We start from the raw sequence: 21,152 nt of genomic DNA, 5'->3' as shown, positions 1-21,152 counted from the left end.
TTCCGCCGGGGTCCGGTGAACCTTGCCCTTCGGTACGAATGTCGGTGCTCATGCCACTCATTTGTGCGCGCCCCGGTCACTCGTCGCCGGCGCCGACGCGGACTCCGTGTCCGTGTCCGTCGGCCCGGGATCGGACACGGTGATGTCCGCCGTGCTGCCGACGGGCTCGCCGTCCACGGCCCACACCGTGTCGTCGTCGGCGTGCAGGCGCACGGAGACCTGGTGGGTGCCGCGCGGAACGAGACTGCCGGCGATGTGGTGGGTGGGGCCGCGCAGGAAGGACAGGGGGCGGCCGTCGAGGCGGAGGAGGGCGTGCCCGCGGCCGGGTTCGGCCGTCTTCCCGGCACCGGCCGGCGAGAAGCGGAAGTCGTGGACGGTCAGGCGCACGTCCCAGCCGTCGCTGTCGCCGTCGGGCTGTATCTCGATCGCGACCTTCGGTGCGTCCTTCTTGTCGATCTCACGGTAGTGCCGCCCTTCCTCGTCCGTGTCCTCCAGCACCTTGCCCACCGGCGACGGCTTCACGCCATCGCCCTCGCGCGCTTCGTCGGACCCGCAGCCCGTCGCTCCGACGAGCAGAGCGCCGAACAGGGCACAGGCCGCGAGCGCGGTGAGGAATACGCGCGTCCACGACATGCCGGGGAGATTAGAGCACCGCTCTGACAAGCGGATCCCTCTGAAGTCTGGTTCTCGGGTACTCCAGCGGTCTTGGCGCGATCGCGCGGTCGCCCCCGCAGGCACGGGCATCTCCCTCTTGCGCACGGATTTCGCGAATCCTACGGTGATGCATAGGAATCAGGAACGAGGGAGCGATCATGAGCGGGGACGGGCGGATCACCGCCGAGACACTGCGGAAGACCGTCGAGGCGCTGACGTATCTCACCGGGTTCGGCAACGAGCACAGTTCGGAGGCGGTGCCGGGTGCCCTGCCGCACGGCCGCAACTCTCCGCAGCGGGCCCCGCTCGGGCTCTACGCGGAGCAGCTGAGCGGTACGGCGTTCACCGAGCCGAGAGCGCAGAACCGCAGGTCGTGGCTGTACCGGATCCACCCGTCGGCCGCGCACCCGGCCTTCACCCGCACCGGAAACGGCGCCATCCGCACGGCGCCCTTCACGGAGACGGTGCCCGACCCGAACCGGCTGCGCTGGAACCCGCTGCCCAAGCCCTCCCCGGGCACCGACTTCCTGGCGGGCCTGTGGACGCTCGGCGGCAACGGCGACGCGACACAGCGCACCGGCATGGCCGTGCACCTCTACCACGCCAATGCCTCGATGGAGCGGGTGTTCAGCGACGCCGACGGGGAGCTGCTGATCGTGCCGGAGCGCGGCGGGCTGCTGCTGCGCACCGAGTTCGGGCTGCTGCATGTGGAGCCGGGACATGTGGCGCTGATTCCTCGTGGGGTGCGCTTCCGTGTGGAGCTGCTCGACACCGCGTCCGACGACGGCACGAACCCAACCGCCCGGGGCTATGTGTGCGAGAACTACGGGGCGCCCTTCCAGCTCCCCGACCTCGGCCCGATCGGCGCCAACGGTCTGGCGAACGCCCGCGACTTCCGGGCGCCCGTGGCCGCGTACGAGGACGTCGAGGGCCCGGTGGAGGTGGTGAACAAGTTCTGCGGCAACCTCTGGACGGCCGTCTACGACCACTCCCCGCTGGATGTCGTCGCCTGGCACGGCAACCATGTGCCGTACGCCTATGATCTGCGCGCGTTCAATGTGATCGGCACCATCAGCTACGACCACCCGGACCCGTCGATCTTCACGGTGCTCACCTCCCCGAGCGACACCCCGGGCCTTGCGGGCGTCGACTTCGTCGTCTTCGCGCCGCGCTGGCTGGTGGGCGAGGACACGTTCCGGCCGCCGTACTTCCACCGGAACGTGATGAGCGAGTACATGGGGCTCATCGAGGGCGCGTACGACGCCAAGGCGGAGGGGTTCGTGCCGGGGGGCGGCTCGCTGCACAACATGATGTCGGCGCACGGTCCCGACCGGGAGACGTTCGACCGGGCGAGCGCCGCCGAGCTGCGGCCACAGAAGATCGACGACGGTCTGGCCTTCATGTTCGAGACGCGCTGGCCGGTCACCGCCACCGCGCAGGCCGCCGAGGCCGACCATCTGCAACGCGCGTACGACGACGTGTGGCGGGGCCTCCAGCGGCACTTCCGGCCGGAGCGGCGCCCATGACCGGCCGGGACCGATCGTGACCGCCCGTTGCACCCAGCGCCCGCGACCGGTACGGATACCCTCGTGACCTCCTTCGCCCCGGACTCGATCGTCCTGAACCGCAAGCTGCCGCTCTGGTATCAGGTGTCGCAGTCCCTGCGCGCCTCGATACTCGGGCGGTCCGCGCAGGATCCGCTGCGGCTGCCCACCGAGGAACAGCTGGCGGAGCACTACGGGGTGAGCGTGCTGACCATGCGGCAGGCGCTCAAGGAGTTGGAGGACGAGGGGCTGATCACCCGCCATCGCAGGCGCGGCACGTTCATCGAGCCGAGCGCCGCACGGGGCGCCCCGGTCCGGCTGCTCGGCTCGGTGGACGCGATCGTGGCCCAGCAGTCGGGCATGACGACCCGGCTCCTTGACCACGGCACCGAGCCCGTGTCCGCGGAGCTCTCCGAGTACTTCCCGGACCTGACGGAGATCGCGACCTACCACCGGCTGCGCAGCGACGAGAAGACCGGGGAGCCGACCAACCACGCCCGCAACTACGTACGGCCCGAACTGGCGGCCCTGATCGACCCCGAGGACCTGGTCCGCTGGCCCATGACCAAGGTGCTGCGGGATGTCGCGGGGGCGAGGATCAGCCAGATCACCGACACCGTGGAGGCGCGGCTCGCGGACCCGGAGACCGCGCGGCTGCTGCAGGTCCCGCTGCTGAGCCCGATCCTGCACTACACGGGCGTCGTGCACGGCGAGGACGGCCGGGCGCTCGACGTGGCCCGCATCCAGTACCGCGGCGACCGCTTCTCCTTCACCGTCACCCTCGACGCCCACTGAGCATGCGGGACCAAGTCGCCTTCGACGGCCCACGTCGTACGATGCCGAGCGTGACGCACGACGACGCTCCGCTGCTCGCGGACCTCATGCCGTGGGCCGTCGCACCGCCCCGGCTGGGCCGCGGGTGGCCGACGGCGCCCGACGCGGCGTCCCTCAAAGCACGGTGGGACGCCTTCGTGAAGGCCGAAGGGCCCGACCGCGAGGCGTTGTTCGGCGTCACACGCGCACGGACCCTTCACTCGGCGGTGGGTCAACTGCCGGGCCAGTCCTCCGGAACGGTCCGACTGGCCCGCGCGTCGGGCCCCTGCGCGGAGCCGGTACGGGTCCTCCACGGGCCGTTCGACGAACAGTGGCTGATCCCCGACCACCGGCTGATCGACGCGGCGCGGCCGGAGTTGTGGCGCGTGACCGACGAGCGACAGATCTTCGCCGTCGAGCAGACCCCGGCACCCGACGGGCCGCCCCTCCTGGTCACGTCGACGCTTCCAGTGGTCCTCCCGCAGTCGAAGACCGTGCCCACCGCACGGCCGGGCCGGATCCGCCCCCTGTACCGGCGCCCCGGAGGCAACGAACCCAACCTGGCGCCGGGCCTGTTGGACCTTCTGACCGAGCGCCTGGGCCACTCCCCCACACCCCTGGACGTCCTCGCCTGGACGATCGCGGTAGCCCGCCCGGGCCCCGGCGGATGCACGGTCCCACTCACCTCCGACCCCGAACTCTGGGCGCGAGGAACCGAGTTGGGCCATCGCATGCTCTGGCTGATGCGCCGCGACGGCGAACGCCCCAAGCTCCCCGGCGGCCGCCGCCCGTACGTACGGGCCCCACTGCCGTCCCGTCCGCTCGAACTCCGCTACGACCGCGACGAGGAGACCCTCCACCTCGACGAGGGCCGTATCTCCCCCGTGCCGCCGGCCGCCTGGGACTTCGAGGTCGGCGGCGTCCGCGTCCTGGACCAGTGGTTCACCACCCGGACCACCCAGCCGGCCCCCGGCACCCTGGAGTCCATCCGCCCCACCACCTGGCCCCAGCCCTGGACCTCCGACCTCCTGGAAGTCATCACGATCCTGTCCCTCCTGGCGGAACTACGCCCCCAGCAGGCCGAGTTGACGGTGCACACCCCCATCACGGCAACCGCCCTCCACGAGGCCGGCGTACTCCCGGCCCCACCCCCGTCCCGCAAACCGGCATCAGTCCTGGACCACCACGAGGAGGGCCCAGAGGGCCAGGTCGCACTGATCTGAGAACACGGCGGAACGGAGCGGCCCTTTTTCTGGGGGCACGGAGAGCGGCGCAGCTTCCAGGGGCGCGGGGGACGGAGCGGTCCTTGTGTCTGGGGGCGCGGGGAACGGCGCAATCTTTTGGCTTTCAGGGGCGCGGGGAACTGCGCGACCAGCCCCCACCGGCCCGCAGCTCCAACACAACCCCAGTCAGACCCCGCCCAGCCCCACTCAGCGAGACGGGTCAAACCCGTCAAGCACCCGCTCCAACGCCCGCTGAAACACTGCCCCCAGATCAATCGGCCCCGCATCCTCCATGAACGCCGCCGCCATCCGCGGATAAGCCCCGGTGGCAACCTGCGCACCCAAATAAGCCCCACGCACAGCGTGCTCCCGCTCCTCCGACCACGGCAACGCCCGCACCCGCTCAACCGTGGCCAGCTCGTTCCCCACGTACGTGGTCACCACCCCGTTGAGCATCGCGATCAGCTCGAACTTCGTGCCGTACGTGCCCTCGAAGGAGTCCAGGCACGTCAGACAGTGCTCCAGATACCGCAGGGCATTGGGGCTGAACCCGTACACCGGCGACATCAGGGCCGGCAGCCACGGATGCCGGAGCATGAGCGCCCGGGTCTCATGGGCGACCCGGAGCATGTCGGCGCGCCAGTCCCCCGCCGGCTCCCACAACTCGTGTTCCCCGCTGACGGCGTCGACCATCAGCTCGTACAGGTCCTCCTTGCGCGGCACGTAGTTGTAGAGCGACATCGTGCCGCAGCCCAGCTCGGCCGCGACATGCCGCATCGAGACGGCGTCCAGCCCCTGCGCGTCCGCGATCCGCACCGCGGCGGCCGCGATGTCCGCCCGGGTGAACGCGGGCCGCGGCCCGCGCCCCGTGCGCTCGGGTCGGGCCCAGATCACTTCGGGTACGTCGGCGCGTCCTGCCATCGGTGTCGTCAGTCCTGCCATCGGTGGATCCTGTCGTCCCCATCCTAGTTACGTACAGCGTACGTAGTGAGGTATGGTCGCACCATGACTACTACGTACGCTGTACTTAGTGAGGGTCTGGAGAAGAGCTTCAAGGAAGTCCGGGCGCTGCGCGGGCTGGACCTGGCCGTGGCGGAGGGCACGGTCTGCGGTCTGCTCGGGCCGAACGGCGCGGGCAAGACGACGGCGGTGCGGCTGCTCACCACGCTGCTGCGGCCCGACGCGGGGTCCGCGCGTGTCGCGGGGCACGACCTCGTCCGGGAGCCGGACGCCGTGCGCCGCGCGATCGGCGTCACCGGGCAGTACGCGTCGGTCGACGGCGACCTCACGGGGCGGGAGAACCTGCGGCTGTTCGCGAAGCTGCGCCGCATCCCGAAGGCGGCGGCCCGTGCCGACGCACTCCTCGACCGCTTCGAACTCGGCGACGCGGCGGACCGCGCCGCGTCCACCTACTCCGGCGGCATGCGGCGCCGCCTCGACCTGGCAGCGAGCCTGATCACCCGGCCCGCCGTGCTGTTCCTGGACGAGCCGACGACGGGCCTGGACCCGCACAGCCGCAACCAGATCTGGGAGACCGTGCGCGCGCTGAAGGCGGAGGGCACGACGGTCCTGCTGACCACGCAGTATCTGGAGGAGGCCGACCAACTCGCCGACGACATCGCCCTCGTGGACCGCGGCAGGGTCGCACACTCGGGTACTCCGGCCGAACTGAAGGCGCTCATCGGCTCGTACGCGGAAGCGGTGGTCGCCCACGCGGACGCCATGGCCGGCGCGGCGGCCGTCCTTGACCAACTGACGGGATCGCGGCCCGACTTCGACGAGGAGCGGCGTGCCGTCGGCGCGGTCACCACCGACCCGACGCTCACCCTCCCCCGCCTGGTGCGCGAACTCGACGCGGCGGGTGTGCCGTTGCTCGACGTGAGCCTGCGCCCGCCGACGCTCGACGACGTCTTCCTCCGCCTGACCGACGGCTCGGCCGAAGCCCTGACCGGTGACCGCACCGACAGCAAGGAGCTTGTGACATGAGTGCGTTGGCGTACGACAGCGGCGCGATGCTGGGCCGTCAGCTGCGGCGGATCCGGCACAACATGGGGCTGCTGATCCTCACCCAGACCATGCCGATCACGATGCTGCTGTTCTTCGGCTATGTCTTCGGCAGCGCGCTCGCGATGCCCGGCGAGGAGTACCGGGCCTTCCTGGTGCCGGGGCTGCTGGTCGCGACGGCGGCCAACGGGATCATGACCGGGATGTTCCAGGCCGCCCAGGACTCGCACCGGGGCGTGATGGACCGCTTCCGCACGCTGCCGATCAGCCGGGCCGCCGTACCGCTCGGGCAGGCGGCCGGGGACCTGGTCGTCACCGCCGTGGGCACGGTGCCGGTGCTGCTGGTGGGGCTCGCGGTGGGCTGGCGGATGGAGAGTTCCGCGCTCGAAGCGGCCGGCGCGGTGGGTCTGCTGCTGCTGTTCCGGTTCGCGACCACATGGATCGGGATCCTGCTGGGCCTGGCCTCGCAGAGCGAGGAGGCGGCCGGGCAGCTGGGCGGCGCGACGTTCATCCTGCCGCTGCTGTCGAACGCGTACATCCCGACGGACAATCTGCCCGCCTGGCTGCGCACGATCGCCGAGTGGAACCCGATCAGCGCGGTGACCACGGCCCTGCGCGACCTGTTCGGGAACGCGCCGGTGCCGACGGACGGCGCCTGGCCGGTGACGCACCCCGTCGCGGGGTCACTGGCCTGGTGCGCGGTCCTCATCGCGGTGTTCATGCCGCTCGCCGTCCGCCGGTACGCGAACGGCGGACGCTGACCGCTCGCCCAAGGGCCGCGTCCGCCCGGCCCCTGCATGACAAAGCCCTCGCGCGCGGGACATGATCCCTCGCATGGAGCCGCTTCCCCTGCCCCTGGAGGGCATCACCGTCGTCGCCGTCGAACAGGCCGTCGCGGCCCCCTTCGCCACCCGCCAGCTCGCCGATCTCGGAGCCCGGGTCGTGAAGGTCGAGCGGATCGACGGCGGTGACTTCGCGCGCGGCTACGACACCGCGGCCGCCGGTCTGGCCTCGCACTTCGTGTGGTGCAACCGCGGCAAGGAGTCCATCGCCCTCGATCTGAAGGACCCGCGCGGCCTGGACGTCGTACGCCGTCTCGTCGCGGACGCCGACGTCTTCGTGCAGAACCTCGCACAGGGCGCGGCCGCGCGGCTCGGCCTGGACGCGGCGACGCTGTGCGCGGCCGACCCGCGGCTGATCGCCGTGGACATCTCGGGCTACGGGGCCTTCGGTCCGTACGCCGGCAAGCGCGCGTACGACATGCTCGTGCAGTGCGAGGCGGGGCTGGTGTCCGTGACGGGGACGGCCGAGCAGCCGGTGAAGGCGGGGATCCCGGCGGCCGACATCGCGGCGGCGATGTACGCGTTCTCGGGGGTGCTTGCGGCGCTGGTGCGGCGTGGCACGACAGGGCGCGGCGGGCCGGTGGAGGTGTCGATGCTGGAGGCGCTGGCGGAGTGGATGGGACATCCGCTGCACCATGCGATGCATGGCGGAACTCCCCCGGCGCGCACCGGTCTCGCGCACGCCGTCATCGCCCCGTACGACGCCTATCCGACGGCGGACGGCGGGCGGGTGCTGCTGTCGGTGCAGAACGACCGGGAGTGGCGGCGGCTGGCCGAACAGGTGCTTGGGCGGCCGGAGTTGGCGCACGACCCGGCGTACGCGACGAACGCGGCGCGGGTCGAACACCGGGAGCACACCGACGAGTTGGTCGGCAAGGCGCTGGTGGCGCTGGTCACCGACGAGGCGGTGGCGCGTCTTGAGGCGGCCGGGATCGCGTGTGCGCGACTGCGGGACGTACGGGAGGTGGCGGAGCATCCTCAGCTGGTGGCGCGGGACCGGTGGCGGGAAGTGGGTTCGCCGGTCGGGCCGCTGAGGGCGTTGTTGCCGCCGATCACGCTGCCGGGCGGGGACTCGGCGCGGATGGGGCCCGTACCCGCGCTCGGGGAACACACCGGAGCGCTGCTGCGTGCCGTGGGGATGACGGACGATGAGATCGCAGCACTGCGCCGGGACGGTGTGGCCGCCTGAGCGCGGGTCGGGGTCCTGCTCGGATTCGGCCGACTGTCAGCGACCGGGGCCGCTGCTCAGCGGCCGCCGAACAGGGAACGGCGCAGCCGGCGCAGCGGTGCGAAGAGCGAGACCCGCCTCACTCGCGCGCCCCTGCCGGTGCGGTCGTGCGCGGTGTCACGTGCGGTGAGCTCGCGCATCAGGTCCGTCGCCTCGGCCGCCTCGCGCTGAGGGATGGCGGGGCCACCCATCACCGAGAGATGGCGGTCGAGGCGCGAGCTGGTCGCGCTGCTGCCACACGTGATCGCAGGGACTCGCGCCCTGCCACGCACTGTTATCTGTTCCATGTCACTCCCCACCCATACGAGGGCACCCGGCCCGGGCAGGTTAACCCTATCGCTCCCTCATCACACCCGTGTATCCCGGGCGCGGGATTCACCTTTCCGGTAAGGGTGTTGACGGTTACTCTCCGAATCCAACTGATTCCAGGGCGAGTTGGACAACCGGTGCGGTTGTTGGCTGTGCTGAACCGCCCGACGGCTCGACGGTGACAGCCAGTGATGTCGCATTCGTATTCAGCCCGGTGGCAATCAAGGGCGTGTCGCCGTCCAGGAGCCCCAGGGAACGCGGTTTCTCCTCCGGTCGCATGAGCCACAGTTGGTGAACCCTTCCGTTGGAAGGTGTACCCAGACCTGCCCCGGTCACTACCGCGGTGCGCTGCGAGGCGGACGCGACGACGCTCATGCCCTGTCCGTTCGCGTCGCGTCCGGCGCTCGCGCGGGCGTCCGGCGCGGCGAGAACGTGTGCGATCTCACGTGCCTGGGCGCGCTCCTGGGCGAGCTGGTCCTGGGTGCGGGCCGCCTGCATGCCGAAGAGCGCGGCGACGACGAGGGCGGCGGCCGCCGTGGTGGACGCGAGCGGGACGAGGAACGGCGAGAAGCCCGAACGACGGGCACGCGACGGCGACCGCTCCTCGTACCGGTCCGTGATCGACCGGGCCGGCGGTTGGGCGAAGGCGGCGGGCTCCTGAGGGGTCGTCCGTACGGCCATGAGGACCCGGTCGCGCATCGCGGCCGGCGCCGGGGCCGCTGTGGACCAGGCGAGGCGGACCGCGTCCTCGCGCAGCGCGCGCACCTCGGCGGCGCAGCTGTCGCAGCGCCTCAGGTGTTTCTCGAAACGCTTGTGCTCATGGGGTTCCAGGGCGTCCAGGGCGTAGGGGGCGGCCAGGGAGTGCAGATCACTCCGCCGGAAGAGGCTGGTCATGCGACACCTCCCAGGCAGTCGCGCAGCCGCGTGAGTCCGTCGCGCATGCGCGTCTTGACCGTGCCGAGCGGCAGGGAGAGCCGTTCGGCCACTTCACGGTACGTGTAGCCGTCGTAGTAGGCGAGGGTGACGGACTGTCGTTGGAGGGCGGTGAGCCGGTCCAGACAGCGGCGCACCCATTCTCGTTCGAGGCCGGCCTCGACCTCTTCGGCGACCTGGTCGAAGGCGGGGCCGTTCGAGCGCCGGGCCATGCGCAGTTCGCGCTCCCCGGCGGCGCGGGCACTGCGGACCCGGTCGACCGCCCTGCGGTGCGCGAGGGTGAGGACCCAGGACAGTGCGCTGCCGCGGCCCGGGTCGTAGCGTCCGGCGGACCTCCAGAGTTCGAGGAGCACCTCCTGGGCCACCTCCTCCGACTGGGCCGGATCCCGCACCACGCGGCGTACCAGCCCGAACACCGGTCCGGACACCAGACCGTACAAATCCTCGAAGGCCTTCTGGTCTCCTCCGGCCACGAGCACCAGAAGTTCGTCCGCCTCCACTCGTTTCCCCCTCTCCGGCCATTGAACGGCCCGTCTCATCCTCACGTATTCGGCGCCGGAACGCCTTCGGATGGGGTTACGGATCAACTGCCTGAAAACGCGGGTGAATCCCGAACCAATCCTTCCGAGCACCCGCTCCGAATGGCGTGCATCAGGCAACACCAACCGACGCGGAACGAGAGCGGGAGCCGACCAGTCGCAACCAGACCGGGGGCGCCCCTCGCGGACATCACCGCCGGGACACAGCTTTGGGACAGAGGACGGACGGCATGACACCTTTCACCAGCGGGTTCGTGGGACGTAGGAGCCTTGCGACCCTTGTCTGCGGTGCGTTGGCCACCGGCGGGCTCGCGGCCGTCGGCGTGACCGCGCTCGGACCGGGGACGGCGAGCGCGTCCAGCCACCGCGAGGCTCCGCTCATCTCTGGGCAGCCGCAGTTCGACAACACGGACGTGTACGCGTTCGTCAGCCCCGACCATCCGGACACCACGACGCTCGTCGCGAACTGGATCCCGTTCGAGGAACCGGCGGGCGGGCCGAACTTCTTCACGTTCGCCGAGGACGCCCAGTACGACCTGCACATCGACAACGACGGTGACGCGCAGGGCGACTTCGTCTTCCGCTACACGTTCAAGACGCACGTCAAGAACGACAAGACCTTCCTGTACAACACGGGACCGGTCGAGAGCCTCGACGACCCGGACCTCAACATCACGCAGACCTACGACATCGAGCTGCTGCAGCTCAAGGACCAGCGCGTGGTCAAGAAGTCGACGTACGCGGACGACGTGCCGGTCGCGCCGTCCAACGTCGGCCAGGCGTCCATGCCGGACTACGCCAAGCTCCGCGAGCAGGCAGTGCACGAACTCCCGGGCGGGGCGAAGACGTTCGCCGGTCAGGCGGACGACCCGTTCTTCCTGGACCTGCGCGTCTTCGACCTGCTGTACGGCGGGAACCTGTCCGAGGTCGGCAACGACACGCTCAAGGAATACAACGTCAACTCCGTTGCCCTGCAGCTGCCGACGGACATGATCCAGGAGTCGGCCGACCAGCCGATCATCGGCGTCTGGTCGACGACGCAGCGCAAGAGCGCGAGCGGTGAGTACCGGCAGGTCTCGCGCCTCGGTATGCCGCTGGTGAACGAGGTCGTCAACCCGATCAAGGACAAGGACAAGTTCAACGCGTCCTCGCCCTGGAACGACGGCGACTTCCTGGAGAACGTCACCAACCCCGAACTGCCCAAGCTCATCGAGGCGATCTACAAGATCCCGGCTCCGAAGGAGCCCAGGAACGACCTGGTCGACGTCTTCCTGAAGGGTGTCGAGGGCCTCAACCAGCCCCCGCACGTGCGTGCTTCGGAGATGCTGCGCCTGAACACCTCGATCAAGCCGGCGGCCAAGGAGAAGCGGCTCGGCGTGCTGGACGGCGACAACGCGGGCTTCCCGAACGGACGCCGCCTCGGCGACGACGTGCTGGACATCGCGCTGCAGGTCGTCGAGGGCGAACTCGTCGGTGCCAAGAACGACCTGGGTGACGCGGTCGACAAGAACGACCAGAAGTTCGAGAAGGCGTTCCCCTATGTCGCGCTGCCGACCTCCGGTTCGCGCGGTCCGCTCGCCAAGGGCACGACGGGCACGAACGACGTCCGCAACCAGCTCGGTGACGCCCTGCAGCCCGCGGGCACCACGAGCGGTGTGGCCGGTATGGACGACACCACGCTGATCGCCGTCTCGGCGGCGTCCGGCGCGGCCGGGTTCCTGCTCATCGGCACGGGTCTCCTGTGGTGGCGCAGCCGCCGCCGGGCCTACTGACCCGCACTCCGACTGGCGCGGCCCGCGCGTTTCCGTCCCCACGGCGCGCGGGCCGCGCCGCTCACCCCGAACCACCGCTTCCATCAAGGAGATTGAGGAGAGGGCATGGCCCCGGGTACGAACGAGGACGCGCAGGAGAAGGATCGCGCGGACGTGACCCCGCCGCCCGAGGGCGAGGACAGGCCCGACCGGACCGACCGGCCGAAGGAGCGTCCGGAGTCCCCGCGGGCTCGGATGCTGCGGCTCGGCGCGTGCGCGGTCGCCATTGCCGTCGCGATGACCGCGGGGGCCGTGGTGCTGGGCAACAAGGACGACAACGGCGTGCGTACGGTGGCGTCCGCGCCCGGTGTCGCCCCCGAACTGCTGGCCACCGGCAGCCTCGCCTCCAGCATCTCCGCACTGCAGACCCACCTCAAGGCACAGCCCAAGGACTACGGCGGCTGGTCGACGCTCGGCGTCGCCTACATCGAGCAGGCACGCACGAACGGCGACCCGTCCCGCTACCCGCAGGCGGAGCGCGCACTGGAGCGGTCGCTGAAGCTGAAGCCGGACAACGACCCGGCGCTCGCGGGCCGTTCGGCTCTGGCCGCGGCCCGGCACGACTTCCCCGCCGCGCTGCGGTACGCGGACAAGGCGCTGGACGAGAACGCGTACAACGAGCGGGCGCTGTCGACCCGTATCGACGCCCTCGTCGAACTCGGCCGCTACAAGGAGGCCTCCAAGGCCGCCGACCAGGCCGACGAGCGCCGCCCCGGCATCCCGGTCTTCACCCGCTACGCCTACGTGCGGGAGCTGCGCGGCGACGTCACCACGACGCGGCGCGTCCTAAAGCAGGCGCTCTCCAGTGCCTCCGCCCCCGGCGACATCGCGTACGTGGCGACGGCGCTCGGCCAGCTCTCCTGGCGCGAGGGCGAGTACAAGGCGGCGCTGACGTACTACGAGCAGGCCCTGCGGGCCGACAAGGTGTACCTCCCGGCGCTGGAGGGCCGTGCCAGGGCGCAGGCTGCGAACGGCGACGGCAAGGCCGCGATCGCCGGCATGGAGGACGTCGTGGCCCGCTTCCCGCTGCCCGGCCCGCTGGTCGTGCTCGGCGAGCTGTACGAGGCCCGCGGGGGCGAGGAGGACAAGGCGAAGGCCCGGGCCCAGTACGCCCTGGTGAACGCCTGGACCGCGCTGGCCCGGGCGAACGGCGTCAACGCCGACCTCGACACGGCCCTCGCGGCGGCGGACCACGGTGACCGCAAGGCCGCCCTGCGCGCCGCCCGCGCCGAGTGGGAGCGCCGGGAGACCGTCCACACCGCGGACGCGCTCGCCTGGGCGCTGCACGTCAACGGCCGCGACGAGGAGGCCCTCCCCTACGCCCGGCGCGCCACGGCCACCGGCTACCGCGACGCGACGTTCCTCTACCACCGCGGCATGATCGAACAGGCCACCGGCAACAAGAAGGAGGCCCGCAGCAGCCTGTCCGCGGCACTGAAGCTCAACCCGGGCTTCTCGCCGGTGGGCGCGAAGCTGGCCAAGAAGACCCTGACCGCGCTGGGCGGTGCCAAGTGAGTACCGTCCCCGCGCGCGGCCTCCGCGTCCGGCCGGCCCGGCAAGTGTCCGTCCGCCGCCGCGCGTTCGCGTCCGGTGCCGCCGTCCTGGTGGCCGCCTGCGCGCTCGTGCTGGTCCCCTCCGGGACCGCGTCGGCGCATCCGCTCGGCAACTTCACCGTCAACCGGTACGACGGGCTCGTCGTCGGCCCCGAGAAACTGCGGGTCGACCATGTGGAGGACCTCGCGGAGATCCCGGCGACCCAGGCCAAGCCCGCCATCGACAAGGCGGGCATGGAGAGTTGGGCCCGGGAACGGTGCGAGACGGCGGCCGGCAAGAGCCGGGTGACCGTCGCCGGGGAGACGGTCGCGCTGACCGTCGGCAAGAGCCTCGCCCGGGTACGTCCCGGACAGGCGGGGCTCAACACCCTTCGGGTGGAGTGCCGTTGGACGGCCCCGCTGCCGGAGCAGGCCGAGAAGAACGTGTCCGTGCGCTTCCACGCCTCCGTGGACGACGGCCCCGGCTGGCGCGAGGTCACGGCACGCGGCGACCGGATGACCCTCACCGCCTCGGACGTACCCACGAAGTCCATCTCGCGCGAACTGACCAAGTACCCGGCGGAGTTGCTGTCGTCCCCCGCGGACACCGCGACGGCCTCGCTGCGCGTCCGCCCCGGCGGTCCCGCGCTCGTCGAGGAGAACTCCGACGCGCCCGGGTCCTCCATCCTGCCGCGCGGCGCCGACCGGTTCACCCGCGCGCTGGACGATCTGGTGTCCCGCCAGGATCTGACCCTCGGCTTCGCCGCGCTCGCGCTGGGCATCGCCGTGCTGCTCGGCGCGATGCACGCCCTGGCGCCCGGCCACGGCAAGACGATCATGGCCGCCACGGCCGCGGCCCGCGGCAACGCCACGATGCGCGACGTGATGCCGCTCGCCATCTCCGTGACCGTCACCCACACGCTGGGCGTGGTCGCCCTCGGCATCCTGGTGACCGCGGGCTCGGCCGCCGCGCCCTCGGTGATCGCCTGGCTGGGCGTGGCGAGCGGCGTCATCGTCATGCTGGCCGGCGCGACCCTCGTACGCCGGGCCTGGCGGCAGCGGGGACACGGGCACAGCCACTCGCACGGCCATGGACACAGTCATGGCCACAGCCACAGTCATGGGCACGTTCACGCCCACAGTCATGATCGCGAGCTTGTTCTCGCGCATGCACAAGGGCACGAGGACGGCCGCAAGGGCGTCCACACACACGGGGACGACCACACACACGGTGAGAAGCAGACGCACGACCACGATCACGGCCCGTCCCACACACACGACCACGGCGACTCCCACGCCCACGGCCATGACGCCCCCCACGACCACGGTCACGGCCACCACTCCCACCCGCACCCCCATTCGCACTCCCACTCCCCCTCTCTCAAGCTCAAGGACACCCTTCTTCTCGGCTTCGCCGGCGGGCTCGTACCGAGTCCCTCCGCGGTCGTCGTGCTCGTCGGTGCCGCCGCGCTCGGCAAGGCCTGGTTCGGGCTGCTGCTCGTGCTCGCCTTCGGGACGGGGCTCGCGCTCACGCTCACGGCGGCCGGGTTCGCCGTGGTCAAGATCGGCAGCCGGGTCGCGAAGGCGATCGAGAACGGCGCCCGGTGGTCGGGCGGCCGGACCGCGGCCCTGCTCCGGCGGACCGTACCGATCGGATCCGCGTTCGTCGTGGTGGCCCTTGGGGCTGGATTGGTGTTCAGGGGGGCGGCAACCGTACTCGGTTGAGCTACTTTTGTTCAGAATCGTGCGGATGCTAATGGGGGGCGCCCGTGTCTGAGGAACCTGGTAGTGAACGAGTGATCGCGGGGCGCTACCGTCTGCTCTCGCCGCTGGGCGAGGGCGGGATGGGGACGGTGTGGCGCGCCCGCGACGAGGTCCTGCACCGCGAGGTCGCCGTCAAGGAGGTGCGCGCCCCGGGCGGGCTGCCGGGCCCGGACGTCGAGCGGATGTACGCGCGGCTGGAACGCGAGGCGTGGGCGGCCGCCCGGGTCGCCAACCGCAATGTGGTGACGGTCTACGACGTGGCGATGGAGGACGGGCGCCCGTGGATCGTGATGGAGCTGATCCGCGGGATCGCGCTCTCCGATCTGCTGGACGCCGAGGGCCCGTTGTCGCCGCAGCGCACCGCGCACATCGGCGCTGAGGTGCTCGCCGCGCTGCGGGCCGCGCACGAGGCGGGGGTCCTGCACCGGGACGTGAAGCCCGGCAACGTACTGATGTCGAACGACGACCGTGTGGTCCTCACCGACTTCGGGATCGCGACGGTGGAGGGCAGTTCGGCGCTCACCATGACCGGCGAGGTCATCGGTTCGCCCGAATTCCTCGCCCCGGAGCGGGCGTTGGGGCGTACGCCGGGACCCGAGTCCGATCTGTGGTCGCTCGGTGTGCTTCTCTACGCGGCGGTCGAGGGCAACTCGCCGTTCCGCCAGAACACCCCGCTGAGCACGCTGCGGGCGGTCGTCGACGAGGAGTTGCCGGCGCCGCAGCGCGCGGGCCCGCTCACCCCGGTGATCGAGGGTCTGCTGCGCAAGGACCCGGCGGACCGCATGTCGGCCGGGGACGCCGAACGGGATCTCCGGCTCGTCGCGGCGGGCGGCACCCCTCATACGGGCAGCGCCGCCTACGCGCCGACGATCGCGGCACTGCCGCAGCCCGCCCCGACCCCGCCGACCCCCACTCCCGCGTACGCACCGTCCGCCTACACACAGCCCGCCCATTCGCCGCAGCAGGCGCCGTCCGCGACGACCACCACCACGGGGCCCGCCCATCCGCGGCGCGCGACGGTCGTGGTGATCGCGGGTCTGGTCGCGCTGGCGGTCGCGCTCGGGGGACTGACGTACGCCCTGGTCAACCGGGACGACGGAGGCGGCGGGGACGACACCACCAACAGCGGGTCGAGCACCGGCGGCTCGACGGGCGGCGGTGACAACGGCGGGAGCAACGGAAGCAGTGGGGGCGGCACGGACGGCGGCTCGACCACGGAGAGCTCCGGCTCGAACGGCAGCGACGGCGGTTCGACGACCGGCGGCGGCCAGACCACCAAGCCGCCCACCCAGTCCGTGAAGGTCACGGTCTCGGGCTCGCACACCGACTACACCGGCGCCTGCCCGCCGCCCGACGCCGAGGCCCCTACCTTCACGGCGACGTTCACGGTGACGGTCGTGCCGGCGAACGTGGAGTACCGCTGGGTGACGGAGACGGGCCAGGTGTCCGACCCGGGCTGGAAGACCCTGTCGTTCCCCGCGAGCGGCGGGAAGACCAAGCAGAACACGGTCATCGTGACGACGTACGACGCGTCGGGGACGTACGAGAACAAGATCGGTGTGGAGGTCCGCAGTCCCACGGAGGCGAAGTCGGAACAGGTGCCCTTCTCGGTGACGTGCGAGACGGAGGCCCCGACGGGCGGGGCCTCCTCCTCCGAGAATCCGCAGGCGCTCGCGCCGAACGGAGCGATCAGGCCTCGGCAGTAGTCGGTCCGAGGCGATCAGGCCGCGGCAGTGATCAGTCCGAGGCGTTGAGGACGGGCAGATAGCCACCCGACTGGCCCGAGGCCGTCGGGTGGTACGACTCACCGATGTTCAGCCAGTTGACGCTGTGCAGCCAGGCGCTGCCGGAGCAGATCTCGTGACCGGTGAACGTGGGGCGTACGTCGCCGAAGGTGAAGCCGTGGTCGGCGGCACGCTTGGCGATGGCGCTGTCCAGGTAGTCGGCGGCGTTGTTGATGGCGGCCCGTTCCGTCTCGGAGAGACCGGCCAGGCAGCTGCCGCCGAGCTTGTAGAACCGGGGGTAGCCCAGGACGACCACATGGGCGGCCGGGGCCTTCGCGCTGATCGCCGAGTAGACCGAGTCGAGCTTGCCGGGGAGTGTCGAGTCGACGTACGCCTTCGCCGTGTTGATGCGGGCGACGCACGCGCTCTCGGACTGCAGGACACACGTCGTCATGACGTCGGAGAAGCCCGCGTCGTTGCCGCCGACGCTGATGGAGACGAGGCCGGTGCCGGAGCCGAGCGGGCCCAGCTGGTTCGCCAGAACATCACCCGTACGAGCGCCCGAGCAGGCCGTGAAACTGAACGACGAGGGTGAGTGGGCGGCCGCCCAGAGGTAGGGGTAGGCCTTCGTGCTGCGCTTGCAGTCACCGCTGGAGCCGATGTAGCTGCCCGCGCCGACACCGGACGAGTAGGAGTCGCCGAGGGCCACATAGCCCGTGGCTGCCGCTTGTTGGGACGCCTGCGCCGTCGTTGCCCCGGTGAGGGCGAAGGCGGTGGCGAGGAGGAGCGAGGTCACGTATGCCGTAAGTCGGGAACGTCTCATGGAACCTCCCTTTAGCAGGATCTCTGCCGTAACTTTCGTAGCAGCTACGCGTGTTGACAGGAAGTGTCCATGCCAAGACTTTTCCGGACCTACCGACCTCTCCGCTTTGTGTTCACTGTGCGTTCGATTGCGTGTTCATGACAGGCGCGTGACAAAGCGTCAACTCCCTTGAGCTACACCCGTAGATCGATCACGCTGATGTCTCGACCGGTAGCGGAACGCAACGCTCCTGGTTGTGTGTGCGATCACGCGCGCACCCCCCACAGACGTGCGCCCCACCCAGGCGCACGCCGCCTATGAGGAGGACTCCCTCGCATGGCACAGCTGCGTAGCAAGAAGATCCGGATCGCCGCGATAACCTCCGTGGCGACCGCCGCCCTGCTCGGCGCCGTCACCGCGCTTCCCGCCCAGGCCGCGCCGGCCGAGGGCCGGATCCTCGCGGCGGACTCCCCCACCGCCGTCAAGGACAGCTACATCGTCACGCTGAAGAAGGGCGTGGACTTCAAGGCCTCCTCCGCCGAGGGCAAGGGTCTGATCAAGGAGTACGGCGGCACGGTCAAGAAGACGTTCGGCGCCGCGCTGAACGGCTACACCGCGACCCTGTCCGCGGCCGAGGCCAGGAGACTGGCCGCCGACCCGTCGGTGGCCGTGGTCGAGCAGAACCAGACGGTGCACGTCACCGACACCACCCAGTCCAACGCCCCCTGGGGCCTGGACCGCTCCGACCAGACGTCACTGCCGCTCTCCGGCACGTACACCTACCCGGACACCGCGGGCAGCGGGGTGACGGCGTACGTCATCGACACCGGCGTGCGCATCACGCACTCGCAGATCAGCGGCCGGGCCAGCTACGGCTACGACGCCGTGGACGGCGACACCGTCGCCTCGGACGGCAACGGTCACGGCACGCATGTCGCCACGACCATCGCCGGCTCGACCTACGGCATCGCCAAGAAGGCGAACATCGTGGCGGTCCGCGTGCTCGACAACGCCGGCTCCGGCACCACCGCCGGCGTGATCGCGGGCATCAACTGGGTGACCCAGAACCACAGCGGTCCCTCGGTCGCCAACATGTCGCTCGGCGGCGGCGCCTCCACCACGCTGGACACCGCGGTGGCCAACTCCATCGCGAGCGGCGTGACCTACGCGGTCGCGGCGGGCAACAGCAGCGCCAACGCCTCCTCGTACTCCCCGGCCCGCGTCGCCTCGGCGATCACGGTCGGCGCCACCACCAGCACGGACGCCAAGGCCAGCTACTCCAACTTCGGCTCGGTCCTGGACATCTTCGCCCCCGGTTCGTCGATCACGGCGGGCTGGTACACCAGCGACACCGCGACGAACACCATCTCCGGTACGTCGATGGCCACCCCGCACGTCGCGGGCGCGGCCGCCGTCTACCTGGCGGGCCACACCTCGGCCACCCCGGCCCAGGTGGCCACGGCCCTCGTGAACGGCGCCACCACCGGCAAGGTCACCAGCCCCGGCACGGGCTCCCCGAACCGCCTCCTGAAGATCGTCCCGTAACCACACGCGCAGTTCCCCGCGCCCTTTAGCAGGGGCGCGGGGAACTGCGCAGTCTTTTTGTTTTTTGGGGGCGCGGGGAACTGCGCGACCAGCCACAACGAACCCGCGGCCAAACATCAACGGCGCCCTCATCTTGACGCCCCGTACAACGCTGGGCCACATTGAAGCCCGGCATCCGGCGCGTCGGGGGGCAAAGTCGCCAATGCAGACCTTACGTATCAAGCCATCTTCATCGGACCCATCTCCATCGGGTGGTGACGAGCGGTTGGACCAGGATCCGGGGAGGGACCTGCTCCCCCTGCTCGCGGGCGCCGCCGCGGCCATCGCCGGCGTCGGAGCCGTGCTGGCCCTGACCGACATGGACTCGCCCCTGCGCGCCCCGTTCGCGCTCTTCTTCCTGCTGGCCGCTCCGGGAACCGCGGTAGGAATCGCACTGCGCGGCATGGAACCGTTCGGCCGCACCGTTGCGTCCCTGTCAGCAGCAGTAGCTCTCAACCTCCTGGTCGCCCAAGGCATGCTCGCGGTGCACCGGTGGTCGGTCCGTGGCGGAATCGCGGCCGTGGCCGCGCTCAGCTCCCTCATTCTCCTGCTGGTCCTGGTACGGCGGTTCCGTGGCCGTACGGTGAGAAGACGGGCATCCTGACGTGAACATCAGCGTGTACCGCCCCGGCGAACTGACCGCCGCCGACCGGGCGGCGTGGTCGGCCCTTCAGTCGAAGGCCCATCTGCACGGCGCGCCGGAACTCGCCAACCCGTTCCTGTCACCGGAGTTCACCCTCGCCGTCGGACGCTGCCGACGCGGCGTACGGATCGCCGTAGTCAGGGAGAGCGGCGAACCGGTGGCCTTCTTCCCGTTCCAGAGAACCACCGCCGGCGTCGGCCGGGCCGTCGGTCTCGGCGTCTCCGACTGCCAGGGCCTCGTCCACGGTCCCGGCTTCACCTGGGACGCACGGGAACTGCTGCGGGCCTGCGGGCTCGCGGTGTGGGAGTTCGACCACCTGGTGGAAGGCCAGGCGCCGTTCGAGGCCGAGGCCTCCGGCACCTTCCCCTCCCCGGTCATGGACGTCGACCGGGGGTACGAGACGTATCTGGCCCAACTGCGGGACCGGTCACCGAAGTTCACCCGGACCACGCTCGCCAAGGACCGCAAGCTCGGCCGCGATCACGGCGAGGTCCGCTATGTGCACGACGAGCGTGATCCCGAGGCGCTGCTCACGCTGATGGGATGGAAGTCGGCGCAGTACCGCAGGACCGGGCGCAGCGACCGCTTCTCGCAGCCGTGGATCACCCGGCTGACGCACCAGCTCTTCCACACCCGTTCCGAGCCGTTCGCCGGAACCCTGTCGGTGCTCTACGCCGGCGGCAAGCCGATCGCCGCGCACTTCGGACTGCGCTCCGAACGCGTCCTGGCGTGCTGGTTCCCCGCGTACGACCCGGCGTTCTCCAAATACTCCCCGGGCCTTGTCCTGCATTTGCGCATGGCCGAGGCGGCTGCCGCCGACGGCATCGCCTATCTGGATCTCGGCCGGGGGCAGAAGGAATACAAGGATTCCCTGAAGACACGCGAACTCGTCGTGTCCGAGGGGTTGGTCACGCGCCGCCATCCCGTGGCGCTCGGGCACCGGGCGCGGCGCGCCCCGGTCCGGGCGCTGCGGAACGCGGTGCTGTCGCGGCCGGAGCTGTTCGAGCCGGCCGACAAAGCGCTCAAGCGGATGGGAAAAATCCGCTCGGGCCGTTAGGTAACGTCCAAACCAACAAAAACGTGAGGCCACGTTCCAGGTCTTGCCATATCGTCTCAATCATCAATACCGTCGTACATCCACCCGCATCGGACCATCATGCACATGCGATTCAGGGGAGGGCTCAGGATCGCGAAGAGGGCCCG

The 21,152-nt window shown here is 70.6% G+C and carries 19 protein-coding genes; 13 read left to right on the top strand and 6 right to left on the bottom strand.

The genetic code is table 11. From position 1 onward, the window contains the following. Positions 1-57: 57 nt before the first annotated feature. The gene (locus JEQ17_RS36610; RefSeq protein WP_200399253.1) at positions 58-633 is read right to left on the bottom strand and encodes a hypothetical protein; all 576 of its coding nucleotides are present in this window, start codon (positions 631-633) and stop codon (positions 58-60) included. Between the two features lie 179 nt (positions 634-812). Here JEQ17_RS36610 and hmgA point away from each other — a divergent pair, with 179 nt between their 5' ends. The 3 genes from hmgA to JEQ17_RS36595 all read left to right on the top strand — a co-directional run bounded on the left by hmgA (position 813) and on the right by JEQ17_RS36595 (position 4,234). Then, positions 813-2,180 carry a homogentisate 1,2-dioxygenase gene (hmgA, locus tag JEQ17_RS36605; RefSeq protein WP_200399252.1) on the top strand — a complete coding sequence of 456 codons (1,368 nt, stop codon included), beginning with the start codon at positions 813-815 and terminating at the stop codon, positions 2,178-2,180. A 63-nt stretch (positions 2,181-2,243) separates the two neighbouring features. Further along, on the top strand, positions 2,244-2,993 hold the full coding sequence (locus JEQ17_RS36600; protein ID WP_200399251.1) for a GntR family transcriptional regulator: 750 nt from the start codon (positions 2,244-2,246) through the stop codon (positions 2,991-2,993). 41 nt (positions 2,994-3,034) lie between these two features. After that, positions 3,035-4,234 (top strand): type ISP restriction/modification enzyme, encoded by a 1,200-nt coding sequence (locus JEQ17_RS36595; protein WP_200401907.1) that lies wholly within the window; start codon positions 3,035-3,037, stop codon positions 4,232-4,234. A 207-nt stretch (positions 4,235-4,441) separates the two neighbouring features. Here JEQ17_RS36595 and JEQ17_RS36590 read toward each other — a convergent pair whose 3' ends face one another. Beyond that, positions 4,442-5,155: a TetR/AcrR family transcriptional regulator gene (locus JEQ17_RS36590; protein ID WP_200401906.1), complete on the bottom strand. Its 714-nt coding sequence runs from the start codon at positions 5,153-5,155 to the stop codon at positions 4,442-4,444. 84 nt (positions 5,156-5,239) lie between these two features. Here JEQ17_RS36590 and JEQ17_RS36585 point away from each other — a divergent pair, with 84 nt between their 5' ends. From JEQ17_RS36585 to JEQ17_RS36575, 3 genes are all read left to right on the top strand, one after another. After that, positions 5,240-6,220 (top strand): ATP-binding cassette domain-containing protein, encoded by a 981-nt coding sequence (locus tag JEQ17_RS36585; RefSeq protein WP_200399250.1) that lies wholly within the window; start codon positions 5,240-5,242, stop codon positions 6,218-6,220. Continuing rightward, the gene (locus tag JEQ17_RS36580; RefSeq protein WP_200399249.1) at positions 6,217-6,999 is read left to right on the top strand and encodes an ABC transporter permease; all 783 of its coding nucleotides are present in this window, start codon (positions 6,217-6,219) and stop codon (positions 6,997-6,999) included. The genes JEQ17_RS36585 and JEQ17_RS36580 overlap by 4 nt, the downstream gene beginning before the upstream one ends. Positions 7,000-7,060: 61 nt before the next feature. Next, on the top strand, positions 7,061-8,269 hold the full coding sequence (locus JEQ17_RS36575; RefSeq protein WP_407700112.1) for a CaiB/BaiF CoA transferase family protein: 1,209 nt from the start codon (positions 7,061-7,063) through the stop codon (positions 8,267-8,269). Positions 8,270-8,325: 56 nt separating this feature from the next. On the opposite strand, the gene JEQ17_RS36570 is transcribed toward JEQ17_RS36575, so the two are convergent. The 3 genes from JEQ17_RS36570 to JEQ17_RS36560 all read right to left on the bottom strand — a co-directional run bounded on the left by JEQ17_RS36570 (position 8,326) and on the right by JEQ17_RS36560 (position 10,050). After that, positions 8,326-8,595, bottom strand: coding sequence for a hypothetical protein (locus JEQ17_RS36570; protein WP_200399247.1), 270 nt, complete (start codon positions 8,593-8,595; stop codon positions 8,326-8,328). Positions 8,596-8,710: 115 nt separating this feature from the next. After that, entirely contained in the window at positions 8,711-9,511 is an 801-nt protein-coding gene (locus tag JEQ17_RS36565; protein WP_200399246.1) for an anti-sigma factor, read from the bottom strand. Continuing rightward, positions 9,508-10,050 carry a sigma-70 family RNA polymerase sigma factor gene (locus JEQ17_RS36560; protein WP_055616860.1) on the bottom strand — a complete coding sequence of 181 codons (543 nt, stop codon included), beginning with the start codon at positions 10,048-10,050 and terminating at the stop codon, positions 9,508-9,510. Before JEQ17_RS36560 ends, JEQ17_RS36565 begins: the two co-directional genes overlap by 4 nt. A gap of 269 nt (positions 10,051-10,319) precedes the next feature. On the opposite strand from JEQ17_RS36560, the gene JEQ17_RS36555 reads away from it, so the two are divergent. The 4 genes from JEQ17_RS36555 to JEQ17_RS36540 all read left to right on the top strand — a co-directional run bounded on the left by JEQ17_RS36555 (position 10,320) and on the right by JEQ17_RS36540 (position 16,902). Beyond that, positions 10,320-11,861, top strand: coding sequence for a DUF4331 domain-containing protein (locus tag JEQ17_RS36555; protein ID WP_200399245.1), 1,542 nt, complete (start codon positions 10,320-10,322; stop codon positions 11,859-11,861). Positions 11,862-11,966: 105 nt separating this feature from the next. Continuing rightward, positions 11,967-13,415, top strand: a complete 1,449-nt coding sequence (locus tag JEQ17_RS36550) for a tetratricopeptide repeat protein (protein ID WP_200399244.1) — start codon at positions 11,967-11,969, stop codon at positions 13,413-13,415. A gap of 44 nt (positions 13,416-13,459) precedes the next feature. Next, positions 13,460-15,157, top strand: a complete 1,698-nt coding sequence (locus JEQ17_RS36545; protein WP_200401905.1) for an urease accessory protein UreH domain-containing protein — start codon at positions 13,460-13,462, stop codon at positions 15,155-15,157. Positions 15,158-15,201: 44 nt separating this feature from the next. After that, positions 15,202-16,902, top strand: coding sequence for a serine/threonine-protein kinase (locus JEQ17_RS36540; protein WP_200399243.1), 1,701 nt, complete (start codon positions 15,202-15,204; stop codon positions 16,900-16,902). A gap of 31 nt (positions 16,903-16,933) precedes the next feature. Here the strand turns inward: JEQ17_RS36540 and JEQ17_RS36535 are convergent, their stop codons facing one another. Beyond that, a complete protein-coding gene (locus JEQ17_RS36535) occupies positions 16,934-17,743 on the bottom strand; it encodes an SGNH/GDSL hydrolase family protein (RefSeq protein ID WP_200399242.1) in 810 nt (269 codons plus the stop codon). Between the two features lie 315 nt (positions 17,744-18,058). Between JEQ17_RS36535 and JEQ17_RS36530 the strand changes: the two genes are divergently transcribed. From JEQ17_RS36530 to JEQ17_RS36520, 3 genes are all read left to right on the top strand, one after another. Further along, positions 18,059-19,267, top strand: a complete 1,209-nt coding sequence (locus tag JEQ17_RS36530) for a S8 family peptidase (protein WP_200399241.1) — start codon at positions 18,059-18,061, stop codon at positions 19,265-19,267. Between the two features lie 265 nt (positions 19,268-19,532). Beyond that, complete coding sequence (locus JEQ17_RS36525) at positions 19,533-19,910, top strand: hypothetical protein (RefSeq protein ID WP_234048498.1); 378 nt, start codon at positions 19,533-19,535, stop codon at positions 19,908-19,910. A gap of 1 nt (position 19,911) precedes the next feature. Beyond that, positions 19,912-21,006, top strand: coding sequence for a GNAT family N-acetyltransferase (locus tag JEQ17_RS36520; protein ID WP_200399239.1), 1,095 nt, complete (start codon positions 19,912-19,914; stop codon positions 21,004-21,006). The last annotated feature ends 146 nt before the right edge of the window (positions 21,007-21,152 follow it).

The sequence above is a fragment of the Streptomyces liliifuscus genome (genome assembly GCF_016598615.1).
Classification (GTDB): domain Bacteria; phylum Actinomycetota; class Actinomycetes; order Streptomycetales; family Streptomycetaceae; genus Streptomyces; species Streptomyces liliifuscus.
The sequence above is the reverse complement of the archived record's forward strand: the minus strand, read 5'-3'. Positions and strand labels throughout refer to the sequence as shown.